Below are 16653 nucleotides of genomic sequence, written 5' to 3' on the forward strand. Positions count from 1 at the left end.
ATGCATGAAATGCAGTGCTGGGATACCAACGCTGTCATTTCATGCCTATTTGTTTTATTGGCCTTTTTTGTCATAGTAATGAAATTGCAAATTGACAAGAGATAGCGTAAAGATTTTCCAGGGCTTGACCTATTCTTGAGAAAAGTTGCTTAAATGTTCATAATTTCGCAATACGAGTCACTCTTAATATAAAGAATAAATGTTAGAATGATGATATGGATAATTAATTCCTCCTTGAAGTGGAGCGAACTATACATTAATCTCATCTTTTGTGAGGAGTCATTACTTTGAAAATTTTAAAACATGTAATTTTTTGGTTAAGCATTATAGGGACATTATTCTCTATGATTTATTTCTTTGTAGCGGACATTCCGTTATACGTTAAATTGTTAGGCGGAGCCATCATCCTTTATCTCGGTTATGATCTTATAACAGAATCAAGGAAAAGAAAGCGTAAAGAAGCCTTGGACGCTTAATCCTTATACTCATTAAAAGCCCTCTTTAATTAAGAGGTTTTTTTTGTTGATTAAAACGGCTAATCGACTTTGAATATTGACAATATTCTAAAAACTAAGTTAATATATAGTGAACTAAGTTCTATATACGTATAATTAGTATTTGTGATCTGTTGTCATTAAATGTTAGCTCGAACAAAAAAGAGAATTCCTTAAGACTATGTCAAAAGGAATAGCAGAAAGAGGGGAAGGAAATGCGCACGATCCAAGTGTCTGAAATGATGGATGAACAAAAATTTAACCGTTTTCATTTACAGATTTTATTATGCTGTATCTTTATCATCATCTGTGACGGGTATGATATGTTCATGCTTGGGACAATCCTGCCATCTTTGATGGCGGAGTGGAGGGTAACTGCTGTAGAGGCAGGGTTATTCAGCAGCTATGCTTTGTTTGGAATGATGATAGGAGCGTTGGTCTTTTGGACCGCTTGCCGATAAATCCGGCAGAAAGAAAGTCATATTGATTTGTACGATCATTTTTTCCGTATTTACATTTACTTCAGGTTTCGCCGATAATCCAACATCTTTTGGAATACAGCGTTTTATTGCAGGACTAGGCTTGGGAGGAGTCATGCCTAATCTAATTGCAATCATTACTGAATATGCCCCTAAAAAACTTAGAAGTACCCTGGTAGCAATCATGTTCAGCGGGCACGCTCTAGGGGGAGTTGTCGCATCACTGGGAGCGATGTACCTGATTCCGAACGTTGGTTGGCGGGCAGTGGTTTGGCTCGGTGCACTCCCATTAATAACCATGCCAATATTATATAAATTGTTGCCAGAGTCAATAAATTTTTTCATAACAAATAATAAAAAAAGCAAATTGGTGGACGTTCTGAATCAAGTGAATGTAGACGGGCAATACACGATGAAAGATCATTATGTCCTTCAGGAGCAACTCAAAAGTGAAATGAAAGGGTTTTCAGTTAAACAGTTATTCAAAAATGGGAGGACTTTAAGCACGCTCATGTTCTGGATCGCATTTTTCATGTGTTTGTTCGTAATGTATGGTTTGAGTACATGGCTTCCAAAGATCATGGGTGAGGCAGGATATGAATTAGGTTCAAGTCTGACATTCTTAGTCGTATTGAACCTTGGAGCGGTTTTGGGAGCGATCGTTGGAGGCAAGCTTGCAGACAGATATGGTTCCAAGAGGATTCTGGTTACTTTCTTGGTCATTGGATTCATTACCCTTACGATGCTGAGCTTCAAGCCAAGCATGATCATGCTTTATATACTGATTGCTATTGCAGGAGGTACGACAACAGGAACACAAATCGTAACGAATGCATATGTATCCCAGTATTATCCGAATGAAATCCGTTCTACAGGTGTCGGCTGGGCATTGGGTATCGGCAGAATTGGCGGAATACTCGCTCCTACTTTCTGTGGGGTTCTGCTAGATATGAAGTTGTCATTGCAAATCAATTTTTTAGCTTTTGCCATACCATGCATCATTGCAGCAATGGCGATTTGGTTCATACAGAATAACTTCAGCAATATGACGGCAAACAGGCAGGAAAAGAAATTGATAGAATGTAAATGTTCAAATAAAGACCCCAAACAACAAGTTGAGATCTTGGTAAAAGAATTAAAGGGCCTTATGCCCTTTAATTCTTTTACTGTCTAGGGCCCCATATAATGACTGAAACCCCGACCAAACAGATTAAAGCTCCAATCCAATCATATAAATCGGGGGTTTTCTTATCGATGCCCCATCCCCATAAAACCGATAAAACGATGAAAATCCCGCCATATGCAGCATATACACGTCCAAAGGTAGGGAACGTTTGGAAAGTTGCAATGATGCCATATAACACCAACCCAAAACCTCCGGCTAAACCTAGATAAATGGATTTACCTTCTCTTAACCAAAGCCAAATAAGGTAACCGCCGCCAATTTCAGCTAGACCAGCCATAAGGAATATTACGGTAGTAACTAACATATATGTATACCTCTCTTCCTGGTTGAAATTTTATCATATATGAAACTGTAAATGACATACTTTACAGAGTTATTACTAATTGAAAGTTAACTGGAGCATCACCGTTAAGGCATGAAAATGATCTTTAAAAAGTTATTATTAAAAGGTTGTTTGTGCTGATAGTTAAACAGTTTAGCTTAAAAAATGCCAAATTTATTTTTTGACTCTAACTTGGATTGCAATACAGATGCAAAGGGTACTATACCTAAATAGGAATATAGTAATTTAGTTGAGGAGTTGCAGCCATGAAAACCCGAACATTTGCATACATGTTAGCGCTATTTCATTCAAGTATTGTCGGCCTATCTTTCTTATTCACGAAAATGGCGATTGCAGAATCGAATCCGCTGGATACTTTGGCGTTCCGATTTTCCGTTTCTTTCGTCATCATTTTATTCCTGGTTGCCGTTAAAGTCATTAAGGTGAATTATTCCTGGGAGTCGGTTAAACATCTTGTTCCGTTATCTTTGTTATTCCCAACTCTTTTCTTTGCCTTTCAAACTTTCGGACTTAAGTATTCACAATCCACTGATGCTGGAATTCTGTCTGCCGTCACCCCGATTCTAACATTGATGATAGCTGGATATTTCCTTAAGGAAAAAACATCTTTATATCAAAAACTTTCGATTGTCTTGTCGGTAGTTGGGGTCATATTTATTTTTGTGATGAAAGGGAGTACAATCAATTTTTCCGACATGCTAGGGATGGTGTTGATCCTGCTATCCTGTATTGCAACTGCATGTTATACCACGATGACCCGTTCCCTTGCCAATGACTATACACCAGGTGAAATGACCTTTTTCATGATGGGAACAGGCTTTGTCATTTTTAACGTGGCTGCGCTCTTCACCCACTTAAAACAAGGAACGATGCCGGAATTCTTTACACCATGGTCGAGCATTGAATTCATCAGCTCCATTTTGTATTTGGGAATATTGGCTTCATTGGTCACTTCGTTATTATCCAATACGATCTTATCAAAAATCAAAGCGTCCCAAATGAGTGTGTTTGCAAATCTTTCCACTATAGTAACGATTGCAGCAGGAGCTCTCATACTAAATGAAAAGATTACAATCTACGATATATTGGGTTCGATACTAATCATTTTAGGTGTGGTAGGCACGAATTATTTTGGAGTGAAGAAAGAGCATTCAATAAAAGTGAAACTTGAGTATAATGAAGGGAAAATGTGAATGTATGAAAATGGTCCATCCCATTAGGAATGGACCATTTAGTTAAACTGAAATGAGTTGTCTACAGTTTTTTAATGGCTGTACAATTTAGCCGTTGATTTCCGCTCCAGGCACTCGCTTTCCGCGGTCGGGGAGCCTCCTCGGCTTTCACCTGCGGGGTCTCCCTTGGACGCGCTTTTTCCGCAGGAGTCTCGCACCTTCCTCTCCAATCAACTTAGATATAACATTTAGATAGCAACCATTCCTGAGGAAAGGTATGGTTTTGGGTCAGTTGGTTAGGGAACATTATTTGAAAAGATACGTTTTCCGCACCCTTTTTTTCTACAAATGGAATGGTCCATCCCATTTGGGATGGACCATTTCATTTCCACCATCTTGTTTGAGGGAAATCCGTTGAACCTATCACTACAGGTTCGCCTATTTGAGGTGTGCAGATCTCGACGCCAAGATCATTGGCCGCTTTTGTTACCCGTTCTATCGGATCTGTCCAGTCATGAAAAGACAATGTGAAACCAGCCCAATGAATGGGGAGCATCCGTTTTCCTTGTACATCGATATGTGCTTGAACAGTTTCTTCTGGAATCATATGGATGGTTGACCAGCGTTCATCATATTGGCCGCATTCCATTAAAGTCATATCAAAAGGCCCGAATTTTTCGCCGATTTCTTTAAAATGGCTGCCATATCCACTATCTCCGCTGAAAAATACCTTTTCTTGTTTGCCTTTAATTACCCAAGAACACCAAAGTGTCGTATTGCCATCTCGTAAACTTCTTCCAGAAAAATGCCTTGCAGGCGTACAGACAAATTGCAAATCCATGAATGAAACCTCATCCCACCAATTATGTTCCTGAATCAGCTCTTGTTTAACGCCCCATCTTTCTAGGTGTCCGCCGACACCGAGTGGGACAATGAACTGACTGACCTTATCTTTTAATTTCTTTATCGAGAAATAATCCAAATGATCGTAGTGATCATGTGAGAGCAGGACGGCATCGATAGGAGGCAGCATATCCATATCAATAGGCAGCTCCCCGCTAAAACGCTTGTTCCCGAACCATGGAAAGGGAGTGGGTGCTTTGCCAAACATGGGATCCACTAAAATGGTTTTCCCATCTATCTCCAACAGTAATGCAGAATGACCAAACCAGGTGATTTTATTGGAATTCATAGATCCAGGTTCTTTTGTTCCAATTACGATTGGCTGGTCTGGCCTCCTTTTTGGATTAGGTTTTATGAAATCACGTAAAATCGAACCAGTATGCTTAAGACTCATCGCTTGACTGGCTGGAATCTGATTTTGGAATTTACCCTTGGAAAAATTTTCTTTTGTAGTGAAACTTCTCACTTTTTCTTTGTTTGTCCGTCTTCCAAGTGGAGGATAGAGGTTTAGGAAAAGTAATAATATTATAAAAGAAGAAATGAGGATCTTAATAATTTTCATCATGATAGCTTCCTCCCATATTAATCATGCCTTTTTGTTAGAACATATCATATCACAGAATATATAAAGTTATTTACTATGATGTCCCACAAGAAAAATGATTAAAATATACCTTTCTGAAAAAAAGGGCAATGGATGCTGAAACATATGATTCATTTACTGTAAACCCACATTGGGAGGAGTGTTTTTCAGCTAGTGAAAACTTCTGGCAAGTGTTTAAGTTTCACCCGTCTTAGGCAGGGAATAGAGGTATATATAATGAATAATATAGAGAGCGGGATATGGAATGTAGCAGCTGAAGGGTAGGGTGATAAATCGATTGTTAATGTTTTTCAGAGTCTTTGTATGGGTAGTATTTATTGCTTTATTAGCTTATGTCATACTTTCTTGGAAATATAAGGACAAGGTAAGTAAAAGGATTGAAGCGATTCGAAAAACCTGGTATATCATTTTTATACTGGGAGCTTTGATTTACTGGAATTTCTATCCGATGAGCATTTTTAATGAGTGGAAAAATTTCTTGATTATGGCTATCGTATTCATCCTGATTGATATGTTTGTGTTCTTGAGCATGTATATATCGAAGATTGGCGATAACGAGCTGTCCTATGCAACAAAAGCGGTTGCGGAGAGTGACAAACTTTTAACGGATAATAGGGAAAAGGTCAAAAATATGTTTCATCTCCTAAAGAAAGAAGGAATACCTGAGTATTATCAATCAAATAAGGAATACTTGGCTTATTTGAGCATACTCCTTCAAGCGTATGCAGCTAAGGAAGGGATGAACGTGAAAATCCTTCCTTTCAAAACGGAACAGGACAAGCAATTGGTGATAAATGGGCATCCGAACTTGAATGGCAGTACCATCCGTGCTACATTGGAAAGAGAAGATACGTATTATAATGATGAAGAAAAAATGGCTTTGCAGCCTGTAAGCATTTTGATGGAACCCTATATCCTTGACGTTAAATCGGAAAGCTTCGTTTCAGAAGTCGATTGTTTATTAATAGCATTATTAATCATGATGTTCGATATGGTCATAAAACAAAAACCAGGTGGTGAGGATAAATGAGCATTTATGATAAAGCCGGCAATGATGTGTCAGTTGCTGTAATCAAACCACAGGTAAAAATACCCGATGTAGGTTTAAGTCCCCACACTAAAAAAGTGATGAAACAGAACGAACGCATTATCCTGAAACAAAAAGAAAAAGCTGCACGCTTCAGCCGGTTAAAAAATGTTTTATAAGAGGGAAGGGGTTTTTCCTTTCCTTATGATATTTAATGGAAAACCCGCATATACTATTCAAAATCAAAGTATAGGAAGGGTCTTTCAGAAAATGAACAAAAAACCCGAGAGAGTTAACATCCCGAACCCCTCCGCTTCACCATCCGAAAAACGGATACATAAGGGAAATGCTGATCTGCTCAAGCTTTTGCAAAGGCTGAAAGCTAAACGTTGGATTTTTTTAAGGTAAAAGAAAGCCAGTCTCTAAGGAGAACTGGTTTTTTTATTTTTAAGATAATCACTGCGGGTGGAAGTATTGAATATTCTTACGGCCGGATTTCTTAGCCATATACATGGAACGGTCCGCTTTTTTCAAAAGTGAGTCCATTTCCGTACCATGATGAGGATAAAAGCTTATCCCTATGCTGGCTGATACAAAATGATCAATTCCATTAATGGTAATCGGCATGGTGGATAAACGGTTCAATATTAATTCCGCGTTTTGCTGAGTGCTTTTCATTAAATCCTCACAATGAGCTGTATGTAACAATACAATGAATTCATCACCACCAATTCGAGCCACATGACTGCCTTCGGGAACGGTTTGCAAAAAACATTCGGCTGCCTTTTTAATAACGTCATCACCAGTATCATGACCATAGGAATCATTAAAAATTTTAAAATGATCAAGATCGATGTAAAGAAGGGCCATTTCATCGTTTGATTTATCTATATGATAATCAAAATAATTATAAATGAAGTTCCGATTATAAAGACCTGACAATGGATCCCTGATAATCCCTTTTTCAAGATTGATGGTATGACTAATCAAAGCTGCCAAAGACTTAATGAGGATCAGATCATATTCTTTAAATTCATGAGGTTTAATGTCGAATGCACATAATGTTCCAATGATTTCACCCTCATTAATAAGGGGAGCTCCCATAAAACACCCATTCCCTATAAACTTCGTTGCGGGGTGGACACTAGTCAATTCATGGTCCACTAAATTAGGAATAACGAGTGGTTCCAATCCATTCTCAGCAACTAATTTGCAATAAACCATATTATAAGGAAGGATGTCACCTTCACAAATTAACTTTGCATTTCTATTGAAGGATTTGATCATGAAACTATGTATGGGATTCAATATAGAAACGAAGAATGTATTGACCTCAATGGTTTGACCTAATAGAGCTAATACTTCTTTAGCGATGGAATCGAAATTCTTATAATAGTTGATATCTTGCTGAATCATTCTCAGGCTCCTCATTTATTAATAGTCTTTTTAGATTTCCGGATTAATTCTCATATTGAACGCCTAGGACACAAAAGCGGAATCTCAATACCGTGACAGTTGTCCGAATTTCCACTAAACTTAATTTAGGGGATGGATTCGTTTTATGGATGAATAATGTTATCGAGAAAGTTTAAAAATTGACCTTTACTTTATTTTCGGCTTTTTTTTAATATCATTAAATTTTTATTTGCCTGATTACAAAATAGCTAAACCTATGTATCCATTTCTGGATTACCGGGATGGGCATAAACCATAAAGTCCAAGTCAATGATCAGTCTATTCTTCATGGATTATACTGTAAATGAAATGGTAAGAGTAACTCTCGATGTACATATTTGATAGCTTTTTCATATTTACCTTGGAAGTAAAGCATCTTGGCATTTCTTCACCTTCTCATGATAACAGAACACTTGAATTTAAATAGATAAAACGAATGTACCCGCGCTCATTTTAAACAAAAATTTGGGGAGGATAAAAGGAAGTAATAAAGTACATATTGGATAATTCAAAAGGGGATCATTATGGGAAAATTAGAAAGTATATATCCTATTGCGATTGAGAATACAAAGGAAAAAATAATCCAGGATATGGATTTTTATTTAGAGAATCAAGAGACAATGCCTTCTTATTCAGCATATATATCAGACAGGACGACCTTTATTGAGCAAATTTGGATAAATGTTTGGATAAATAAAGCGTCAAATGATGTGCCAAGAAAGGAAAAAAAGGCGTTTTTAAGCGAAAGGGGTTTTGTAACGGAAGGTTCAGATCATAAGCTGATCAATAGCATGTTCCGGAACGAATTAAAGAAGTATCGCCCGTTTGATGGCTTAACATGGATTAAAAAAACCTTTGCTGACAATCAAGAAGAGTGGGAAAAGAGATATAAAAATGCAAGGGAAAAATTCTTTAGGCGACAAGAAGAACAGCGGCTTGCCAAGCAGCGTTGGAAGATACGCGCGAGGCTTCAAGAAGAGGCCAATACATTTTTCGAAAATAACTCCCTTTTATTATATTTACATGTCAGGTATTATATTGCCGGTATATTGACAAAAGATCTTAAGAATAAGCCTAAATTCCAATATGTCGATCCATACTTACTTGAAGAACAATTGGTGGAAGAGGGGGGCTTTCAAGCAGCCGAATACCTAATGGTCACTGATTTTTTTGAAGAGCTTACAGGAGATATTCACTCGTTAGTCGGTTGGGGAAGGAACCGTTATGAATATGAAAATTACTTCTTCAGGTATGAAAGATTAGTTTCGGATTTCATAATGAAATTAGCCCCTGACAAATACTTGAACCATCTATCTGCTGCACTGCATCATGATTTTTTGGAGTCATATGGGGAAAGGCTGACGGTTGATGCCCTTCAAGGTATACTAAGCGATGAATTGGCCGATTTGTCTCAGTCCTGTTTTGATGAACTTCAGGAAGAATACCTTTCTGATTTACTGAAGCTTGAAGGAATTCCTTTTAATGAAACATTGCACGAAGAAATATACGAAAAAGACGTGGAGAACAGAGAGAGAAGAAAAGCTGAAGTATTGGCAGAGCAAGCCAGGAAGCGGGCAGAAGAGCAAAGGATGATCGATGATATCATCGGTAAGGCGTATACTCCATCATTAGGGAAAAAAGTTCGATATGTTTTGCATATAGGAGAGACAAATACCGGGAAAACGCATAAGGCCCTGGAAAAAATGAAAGAAGCGGAAAGCGGTTTGTATTTAGCTCCCCTTAGACTGCTGGCCCTTGAAGTGTTTGATAAATTAAATGCTGACGGTGTACCTTGCTCATTAAAAACCGGTGAAGAAGAAAAGGCAGTGGTGGGTGCTAAACATGTCTCCAGCACCGTTGAAATGTTTCATGAAAAAGACTACCATGAAGTAATCGTCATAGATGAAGCCCAAATGATTGCCGATAAAGATCGAGGCTTTTCATGGTTTAGGGCAATCACGCAAGCTAATGCGAAAGAAGTACACATAATCGGGAGCAATAATATCAAAATGATGCTTCTGAACCTTCTGAATGAAGCTGATTTGGAACTCCACGAATACAGACGGGAAATACCGCTTGAGGTAGAACAAAAGGAGTTTGGACTGAAGTATACGAAAAAAGGGGATGCGCTTATTTGTTTTTCGAGAAGGCAGGTACTCGAAACCGCTTCCCGGCTAAAAGAGAGTGGACATAATGTCAGCATGATATACGGAAGTATGCCTCCTGAAAATAGGAAACGGCAAATAGAGCTATTCAATCGCGGTGAAACATCAGTTGTCGTTGCCACCGATGCAATTGGAATGGGATTGAACTTGCCAATACGCCGTATCGTCTTTCTTGAAAATGAAAAATTCGACGGGACACGAAGAAGAAGGTTGACTTCTCAAGAAATCAAACAAATCGCAGGCCGGGCGGGTAGAAAGGGTATTTATGACACTGGAAAGGTAGCATTTACAGCAGATATCAAAATCATGAATAAGTTGCTGGAACAAGTAGATGAGCCAGTTCAAACCTTCACAATCGCCCCAACCTCTGCTGTATTTGAACGTTTTCAAAAATATTACCGGAACCTAGGGACATTTTTCGAAATGTGGGAGAGGTTTGAGCCCCCTAAAGGCACGAAAAAGGCATCGCTATCCGAAGAAAGGGAGCTTTACGAACTAATACGGGATACTGAAATCGAAGCGCGTTTTTCTTTAATGGATTTATATGGTTTCCTGCATATTCCTTTTTCGGCAAAAGAACCAAGTCTTATCAGACAGTGGCTGGAAACGGTCGAAGCGATTGCCGAGAACAGTGACCTTCCTGAACCGGTCATCAAGACAAGGAATCTGGAGGAATTGGAGTTATCTTATAAAGCGATAGGTCTTCATCTATTATTTTTATATCGGATGGGTAAACGGACCGAAGCTGTTTATTGGGAGCGTATCCGTGAAGAAATCAGTGATGGCGTTCATGATCAGTTAAAAGACGAAATGTTGAATTATCAAAAAAAATGCAAGCGCTGTGGAAAAAGGCTGCCGGATGACTCGCGTTTTCAAATATGTGACGCTTGTTATCATAGAGGGCTTAGGAAGACGCACAGATTCAATTAAACGAATTCTTTCGATAGTAATAACCCGAATAAAATGCACCTTGGTGCTTCATTCGGGTTATTAGTGGTTGTCTAAATCACTTAGTCGTTTGTTTCGATTTAGAAATAATTGCTGTTTGCTGCTTCATTCGTTTATCAGCTTTCTTATCATGCACCACTAAGAGTGCATGAATTAAACCAGGGACATAAAAAAATAGTGTGAGGACCAAATTAAGCACAGACTGAACGGGTTTACCGGCTAATAATACGGCTAATGGAGGGAAAATAATCGCAATTAAATAAAGAATGGTGAACACTCTCCAATATATTGATTTTTATCTACTATTACGGTTTGACTTTTATTCTAAAACAAATGCTTGTTTTACTGATGATACCTCTTGCTATCGCCTTGATAAATATATGCTTGAAAGCCGGATTCATACCAACTGAGCCTTCCTCAAAGAAGCAGTCTTTTACCCCTCATAATGGCAGGAGAGGGCTATGGCTAATGATCGTTTTTCCCTGCAGCGGTCAATGTACCGCCACTTTTTGTGTTAGAATAATCAGAATACTAACTGATGAAGGCGGGAGATTTATGAAAAAAAAGATAGGCTGTTTGCATGCTCACTATACAAATATAGAATACATAGAAGCCGCATTCTCGAAATACGATATTGAATGGCTTCATTTTGTTGATCCGGGATTGATGCATCGGGTGTCATCTGATGCAACTTTTAACAATTCGGATGCTCAAAAAAGGGTAAAAGAACAGGTCGAATGGATTGCCGAATGTAAAGTGGATGCCATTCTTATAACTTGTACAAACTACATCGCCTTTTTAAACGAAGAACAACTATCCTTACCTATGCCTATCATTAAAATCGATGAACCATATTTTGAGCAAATTTGCCAATTACAGCAACCGCAAATGATTTTATTCACGAACCCAGCAACTGTTGAAGGAACAGTCAAACGATTAAAAGCCCATGCTGAAAAATATGGGGCTGTGGATTATGAAGTTATCATTATCGATAATGCCTTTGAATTGATTATGCAGGGATTGGGAGAGAGATATAACCAGGAAATCATGAACTGCCTATACCAGTTTAATAACGAAGAAAGACCGCTGTCGGTGGCTCAATTATCAATGGTCGAAGCAGCTATGAGATATGAGCTTGAGACAGGAAAGACAGTTTTAAATCCATTGCATGCATTAGTGGATTACATGATCGATCAACTGGAACTAAGGTCATTGAAAGTTGAATAAAGGATTTCTGGTATCACATATAACGTAAATTCAAAAATATGTGTTTGTATATAATAGGAAAGAAAAATTCCCTGCATGATCAGGTTAAATCCCGATGCAGGGATTTTTTTTATTATGCCTTTGTACGGATTTGTTCACGGATGTTTTCAAGCTCTTCAAGGGATAGATCCGTCAGGGAATTTTTTATTTCTTCTTCGACCCGTTTTCGATCAAGCTCCCTATATTCGCTCCACCAATCCCGAAGCCCTTCGGTGTTTTCGAGAAGATACTCTATATCAATTTCTTCTTGCTCATCATCTGATAAATATCGCATGACCGCACCTAATAATCGATTGAGTTTGTCTATTTCGCTTTCCTTATCAGGTGAAGCCGGGGTATCTTTCACTTCTAAATCATCTTTAGCAGGAACATTCCGAGGTGTCATAATATCCTCCTGTTTTTAATACTAGTGTGCCTAAAAAAAGGGGTTTCAATATATGCTTTTGGTATTTTAAAAATTTTATCTTTTAAAATATTTATTGCCATTAAAAAAATTTCAACATATACCTCGCTAGAATATATTTAATATATCATCATCCCTTAATAGATTTAATAGAAGAATGGGTAGGTAAGAGGGAAGATTAATCAAAGGAATAGCTTATTGCTATTCCCTACATCAAGCGACTAATTTTCTGCATTCTTCTGCGCATCTCAAGCATGCCTCAGCACATTTTTGACAATGTTCATGATCGTGTTTTTTACATTCGTTTCCGCAGCTTTCACAAATCTTGGCACACACTTCAGCCAACTCTGAAATAAACGGTGTTCCTCTTGCTATCGCCTGTTCTAAATAAGAGCAAATATCCGCACATTCCCGATCCAAGCGAATGCATTCCACCATCATGTTTACATGATCTTCTTTTAAGCATGCGTCGTAGCAATGATTACACGCGGACATACAATCATTTAAAGTTTGGATAACAGATGAATAATTCTCATGTGGCATGAACAAATTCCCTCCTAAATATGGTCTCTCCCTTACTATTAACCTTTAAACTTCTAGGAAAAAGGTTCTTTAAAACCGACCGGACAGAGTGATGTACTTTAGGGAATGATTGGAAGGGACAGTGCATAAATTTAAATGAAGGGAGTGGATATATGAAAATGTTTATTAAATTAAGTGTGGCCAGTGTCTCCGGAGCTGTCGTGTATTTGATATATAATGTCAACCAAACGCTGCGTAAAGGAATGGGAACACTTGAAGAAACAAATAAAACACTGGAAGAGGTAAGGAATGCAGTACATGGATTGACGCAAGAGTCCAAACAATTGATCCACTTTGCCAATCAAATTACTGCGGATGTAAAAGGGAAGATGGAAAATGTCGATCCATTGCTAGAATCCGCTCAAGATGTTGGGGAAATGATTCATAATGTAACCAATTCCATGAAAGAAGCCAGTTTGGAAGGCCGCCACAAGGAATTATCCGCTCCGACAGCTCCTTTGATTCGAACTGAAGCTGAGGGGGTTCAAATCAAAATCAAGTAGTACCATTTAACTTTAAAAACAGGCACCCCGGGATCCACTAACATATTTGAAGCAATTGATTCTACTATTTAATTTAGAGGGGGAGCTTTATCTTGATTATTGAATATAGTGTAGCTGCGATCGCCTTAGCCTTCATTTGGTTGGTCGTATTTTTAATCAGTACCCTTCAAAAGGGAATGGTCACGATAGGAGAAGCCAATCAAACCTTGGCTGAAGTGAGAAATGCCATCCACGATCTATCCGGCGAATCGAAACAACTATTGCAAACTGCAAATGAAATCACCGACGATGTAAAAACTAAAATGAAAACGGTTGAACCATTATTGGATTCTGCCCAGGATGTTGGTGAAGCGATACATTCAGTTACAGACTCTGTTAAAAAAGCCACTAACGGTTTTCGTACAGAGTTTTCCCCGAAAAAAATCAATGCCATCAAACCCAAAAGCCAATTTAGATAAAAAGAAAATATTAAAAATGCGAAAGACACTACCGGGAATTGGAGTGTCTTTTTTGATGGTATGTAAATGAGCCGTACTTCTTAAGCTTCATATGGATATCGTGCGTGGTTTATATCTATAACACCCATTTATCTCATACAGATATCTTAACACCCTGTATGAGAATATGGAACAAACATAAAATTTTTTGTGGGTTTTAGGACAAGCACTTATTTATCTGTCTTGTCGCCTGCAGCATGACCGGATGCTTTTGAGTCATTGGAATGTTTGACGCCTTTACTTACATATGGTTTGGCGCTTTTTTTCTTATTGGCACTTGTTTTCCAACGATTCCAGCCCTTCTTGCCCGTTCCTGTGCCGGTACCTTTACCAGTTCCGCTCTTAGCCTTAGCTTTACTCATGAAATCACTCCATTACTATTGTATGGTTAGTTTAAACCATTTTACTTGATTATTACCCAAGTATGTTGAAATATACAGTAACGAAGATGATATGTACAGGGAAAGGCTCAATTTTTTTAAACTAAATCTTTATATACTAATAACAGCAAGAGATTTTGCTTTGGTTTTGCCTCACTTTATCGATATCGATCTTGATTTCGTCAGTAAGATGCTTATGCCGATTTTTTTGCAAATGGTCAAGTAGTGCATGAAAGTTAATAATACAGCGCCTGTATTCATTCCTAAAATGATTCCTCCCATATTAAGAGAAGCCTGAGACCCTAGGATATACATCATTAAAAACGCAACAATATGGGACCATACGGTATGGATGAAAGCATCCTTCACTAAACCAAGGCCGATGAGATAGGCTTGCATGGGAATGACAAAAAAATGAAAAAGGAAATAAGGACATAATAACTTTAAATAGTATGCGGCAGATGTTGAAGAAAAAAAGAGGGAGGTCAAAGGTTCCGCAAAGAAATATATGAAGATCACAGCCGGAACTCCATACAGTACGGTGAAAGACATCGATTTTTGCAATAAAACCCTCAATTTTTCCTTATCCTGCCTCTTGTAAGCATTCGAAACATTCGGAATGAGCATGATCATTAAGGAATGTGCGATAAAGGCTGGGAAGAAGCCGATCGTCATCGCTACTCCAGTGAGCATTCCAAAATGCTCTGTAGCCACTACCGCACCGAATCCTGCAGATAGAAGGGCGGTGTGGATCAAAAAAGGTTGGATCGCATTTGTTATCGCATGAAAGATCCTTAACCCCATGGTGGGCAGCGAAACCGCCAATAACTTTTGCCGGGCATGTTTACCGGTTGTCCGTGAGTTTGTACCGCGCCTCATGATTCGCATTTGAAGAACCAAAAGGTTGATCAAGTATAGAAAAACGAGGAACTCACTGCCAATCAAAACAAAAAAGGCCATCAACAATGACTTTTCCTGGTTAAAATGAAATAAGTCAAAGATGAGGAAAAGCAAGCCGAATTGAATGATATCCTTTAAAAAGTTGGAAAAGGCAATTTTCCCCATTTGCTGAACACCCATGAAATAGCCTCTTGCAATCGACGAAAAGGCAACTATTGGGATCAATGTGATGAGCAGCCATTTAATATAGGGATGGTATTTGTCCATTATGGATGAGAAGGAAAGTATGAAAGGCATGACTACACACATTACCAATACGACGACTGCAGCCATTTTAAGTGCATGAATGATAAGATTATAATGCATTGCCTGTTTATTTTCCGCAACGAATTTTGAAATAGAAATATGTAATTCAAGGCTGGCGATCACATATATCAAAAAGAAAATTGGCAATATCGACATATAAAGCCCCATGCCCTCTTCGTGTAATTCCCTGGCTAGGAGCATGTTCACTAAAAATTCGATACATTCACCAAAAAACGCTGCAACAATCAAAATGAGCGTTCCTTTATAAAAAGACTTCATGTTGGTCCACTCCTAACAAGGTGTTTGTATAAAGATATGAGACATGCCATGGAATATTCATGAGGAACTGCATATCCTGGCGATACAAAATGCGGTTATGCCTAGGGCAATCCTTATTAATCGCTGTTGAAAGATAAAAAATTAAATCATGGTAAAGGTGGGAAAGTGGATGAAATCGATTGGTTACACTCATTTCTAATGGGGGATCCTTACCCAAACAATCTTCATCAAAAGGCTTCATACGGGTGATATTCCAAACAAGGGCAATTTTTTATGTCATTTTCCTCTTCAAAAGTGTCATATGAATCATGAATATATGAATGGGACATGAATTTCGCTTTGAAATTCATGCTTTATTTTGCTATCCTTTAGCAGAGGGGATGATCAATATGAAATTCACATCTATTAGTCAATCAAATATAGATGAATTGTGCATTGCGTTTGAAAGTTGTCTTACGAAACATGACATTGCATTTAAATATGTAGATATGAAGGAAGATAACGGAATCATATCGTTTATTTTTTGTGATGACCCGGAAAATGCGAGATCGGTCGACATGGAAAGTGAACGCTTCATTGGATTGGATACCGATTACATAGCCAAGGAAATTTTAGAGCCAATCCTGCCTAAATTAAAAGAATTTGCACAATATAAAATCATCGATTAAGATGATTTTTTTGTTTTGATATTTGTTTTTATTGCCTAGATGGAGCTGAAAATTTAGCTTCCTATTATATGCGTAATTTTACAGGGAATAGTT

19 protein-coding genes are annotated in these 16653 nt (G+C 38.1%); 11 read left to right on the forward strand and 8 right to left on the reverse strand.

What is annotated here, in order from left to right; translation table 11 throughout:
* Nucleotides 1-287 precede the first annotated feature (287 nt).
* The 3 genes from ABOA58_RS12890 (at nt 288) to ABOA58_RS12900 (ending at nt 2147) form a co-directional block, all read left to right on the forward strand.
* Nucleotides 288-476: a hypothetical protein gene (locus ABOA58_RS12890; RefSeq protein ID WP_063233876.1), complete on the forward strand. Its 189-nt coding sequence runs from the start codon at nt 288-290 to the stop codon at nt 474-476.
* 233 nt (nt 477-709) lie between these two features.
* The gene (locus tag ABOA58_RS12895) at nt 710-955 is read left to right on the forward strand and encodes a hypothetical protein (RefSeq protein WP_350302610.1); all 246 of its coding nucleotides are present in this window, start codon (nt 710-712) and stop codon (nt 953-955) included.
* Nucleotides 956-977: 22 nt separating this feature from the next.
* A complete protein-coding gene (locus ABOA58_RS12900) occupies nt 978-2147 on the forward strand; it encodes an MFS transporter (protein ID WP_350302611.1) in 1170 nt (389 codons plus the stop codon).
* On the opposite strand, the gene ABOA58_RS12905 is transcribed toward ABOA58_RS12900, so the two are convergent.
* The gene (locus ABOA58_RS12905) at nt 2137-2463 is read right to left on the reverse strand and encodes a YnfA family protein (RefSeq protein ID WP_350302612.1); all 327 of its coding nucleotides are present in this window, start codon (nt 2461-2463) and stop codon (nt 2137-2139) included. The two genes, ABOA58_RS12900 and ABOA58_RS12905, sit on opposite strands and share 11 nt — an antisense overlap.
* A 284-nt stretch (nt 2464-2747) precedes the next feature.
* On the opposite strand from ABOA58_RS12905, the gene ABOA58_RS12910 reads away from it, so the two are divergent.
* Entirely contained in the window at nt 2748-3695 is a 948-nt protein-coding gene (locus ABOA58_RS12910) for a DMT family transporter (RefSeq protein WP_350302613.1), read from the forward strand.
* A 361-nt stretch (nt 3696-4056) separates the two neighbouring features.
* On the opposite strand, the gene ABOA58_RS12915 is transcribed toward ABOA58_RS12910, so the two are convergent.
* Complete coding sequence (locus tag ABOA58_RS12915) at nt 4057-5142, reverse strand: MBL fold metallo-hydrolase (RefSeq protein WP_350302614.1); 1086 nt, start codon at nt 5140-5142, stop codon at nt 4057-4059.
* 322 nt (nt 5143-5464) lie between these two features.
* Between ABOA58_RS12915 and ABOA58_RS12920 the strand changes: the two genes are divergently transcribed.
* Both ABOA58_RS12920 and ABOA58_RS12925 read left to right on the forward strand, forming a co-directional pair.
* Entirely contained in the window at nt 5465-6211 is a 747-nt protein-coding gene (locus ABOA58_RS12920) for a type II toxin-antitoxin system SpoIISA family toxin (RefSeq protein WP_350302866.1), read from the forward strand.
* The gene (locus ABOA58_RS12925; protein WP_076369116.1) at nt 6208-6387 is read left to right on the forward strand and encodes a hypothetical protein; all 180 of its coding nucleotides are present in this window, start codon (nt 6208-6210) and stop codon (nt 6385-6387) included. Before ABOA58_RS12920 ends, ABOA58_RS12925 begins: the two co-directional genes overlap by 4 nt.
* A gap of 277 nt (nt 6388-6664) precedes the next feature.
* Here ABOA58_RS12925 and ABOA58_RS12930 read toward each other — a convergent pair whose 3' ends face one another.
* Nucleotides 6665-7624: a sensor domain-containing diguanylate cyclase gene (locus ABOA58_RS12930; protein ID WP_350302615.1), complete on the reverse strand. Its 960-nt coding sequence runs from the start codon at nt 7622-7624 to the stop codon at nt 6665-6667.
* A gap of 563 nt (nt 7625-8187) precedes the next feature.
* On the opposite strand from ABOA58_RS12930, the gene ABOA58_RS12935 reads away from it, so the two are divergent.
* A complete protein-coding gene (locus tag ABOA58_RS12935) occupies nt 8188-10758 on the forward strand; it encodes a DEAD/DEAH box helicase (protein WP_350302616.1) in 2571 nt (856 codons plus the stop codon).
* A 76-nt stretch (nt 10759-10834) separates the two neighbouring features.
* Here the strand turns inward: ABOA58_RS12935 and ABOA58_RS12940 are convergent, their stop codons facing one another.
* Nucleotides 10835-11044: a YqaE/Pmp3 family membrane protein gene (locus tag ABOA58_RS12940; protein ID WP_350302867.1), complete on the reverse strand. Its 210-nt coding sequence runs from the start codon at nt 11042-11044 to the stop codon at nt 10835-10837.
* 287 nt (nt 11045-11331) lie between these two features.
* On the opposite strand from ABOA58_RS12940, the gene ABOA58_RS12945 reads away from it, so the two are divergent.
* Nucleotides 11332-12003 (forward strand): hypothetical protein, encoded by a 672-nt coding sequence (locus ABOA58_RS12945; RefSeq protein WP_350302617.1) that lies wholly within the window; start codon nt 11332-11334, stop codon nt 12001-12003.
* A gap of 112 nt (nt 12004-12115) precedes the next feature.
* Here the strand turns inward: ABOA58_RS12945 and ABOA58_RS12950 are convergent, their stop codons facing one another.
* Both ABOA58_RS12950 and ABOA58_RS12955 read right to left on the reverse strand, forming a co-directional pair.
* The gene (locus ABOA58_RS12950; protein ID WP_350302618.1) at nt 12116-12427 is read right to left on the reverse strand and encodes a hypothetical protein; all 312 of its coding nucleotides are present in this window, start codon (nt 12425-12427) and stop codon (nt 12116-12118) included.
* 231 nt (nt 12428-12658) lie between these two features.
* The gene (locus ABOA58_RS12955) at nt 12659-12988 is read right to left on the reverse strand and encodes a four-helix bundle copper-binding protein (RefSeq protein WP_350302619.1); all 330 of its coding nucleotides are present in this window, start codon (nt 12986-12988) and stop codon (nt 12659-12661) included.
* A 152-nt stretch (nt 12989-13140) separates the two neighbouring features.
* Between ABOA58_RS12955 and ABOA58_RS12960 the strand changes: the two genes are divergently transcribed.
* Together ABOA58_RS12960 and ABOA58_RS12965 are read left to right on the forward strand one after the other, a co-directional pair.
* Nucleotides 13141-13530, forward strand: coding sequence for a DUF948 domain-containing protein (locus ABOA58_RS12960; RefSeq protein WP_350302620.1), 390 nt, complete (start codon nt 13141-13143; stop codon nt 13528-13530).
* 92 nt (nt 13531-13622) lie between these two features.
* Nucleotides 13623-13988 (forward strand): DUF948 domain-containing protein, encoded by a 366-nt coding sequence (locus ABOA58_RS12965; protein ID WP_350302621.1) that lies wholly within the window; start codon nt 13623-13625, stop codon nt 13986-13988.
* Nucleotides 13989-14197: 209 nt separating this feature from the next.
* On the opposite strand, the gene ABOA58_RS12970 is transcribed toward ABOA58_RS12965, so the two are convergent.
* Nucleotides 14198-14389: a DUF3934 family protein gene (locus ABOA58_RS12970; protein ID WP_137016732.1), complete on the reverse strand. Its 192-nt coding sequence runs from the start codon at nt 14387-14389 to the stop codon at nt 14198-14200.
* 171 nt (nt 14390-14560) lie between these two features.
* On the reverse strand, nt 14561-15892 hold the full coding sequence (locus tag ABOA58_RS12975; protein ID WP_350302622.1) for an oligosaccharide flippase family protein: 1332 nt from the start codon (nt 15890-15892) through the stop codon (nt 14561-14563).
* Between the two features lie 389 nt (nt 15893-16281).
* Here ABOA58_RS12975 and ABOA58_RS12980 point away from each other — a divergent pair, with 389 nt between their 5' ends.
* Nucleotides 16282-16560, forward strand: coding sequence for a hypothetical protein (locus ABOA58_RS12980; protein WP_350302623.1), 279 nt, complete (start codon nt 16282-16284; stop codon nt 16558-16560).
* Nucleotides 16561-16653: the final 93 nt, after the last annotated feature.

Source organism: Peribacillus frigoritolerans (genome assembly GCF_040250305.1).
Taxonomy (GTDB): Bacteria; Bacillota; Bacilli; order Bacillales; family DSM-1321; genus Peribacillus.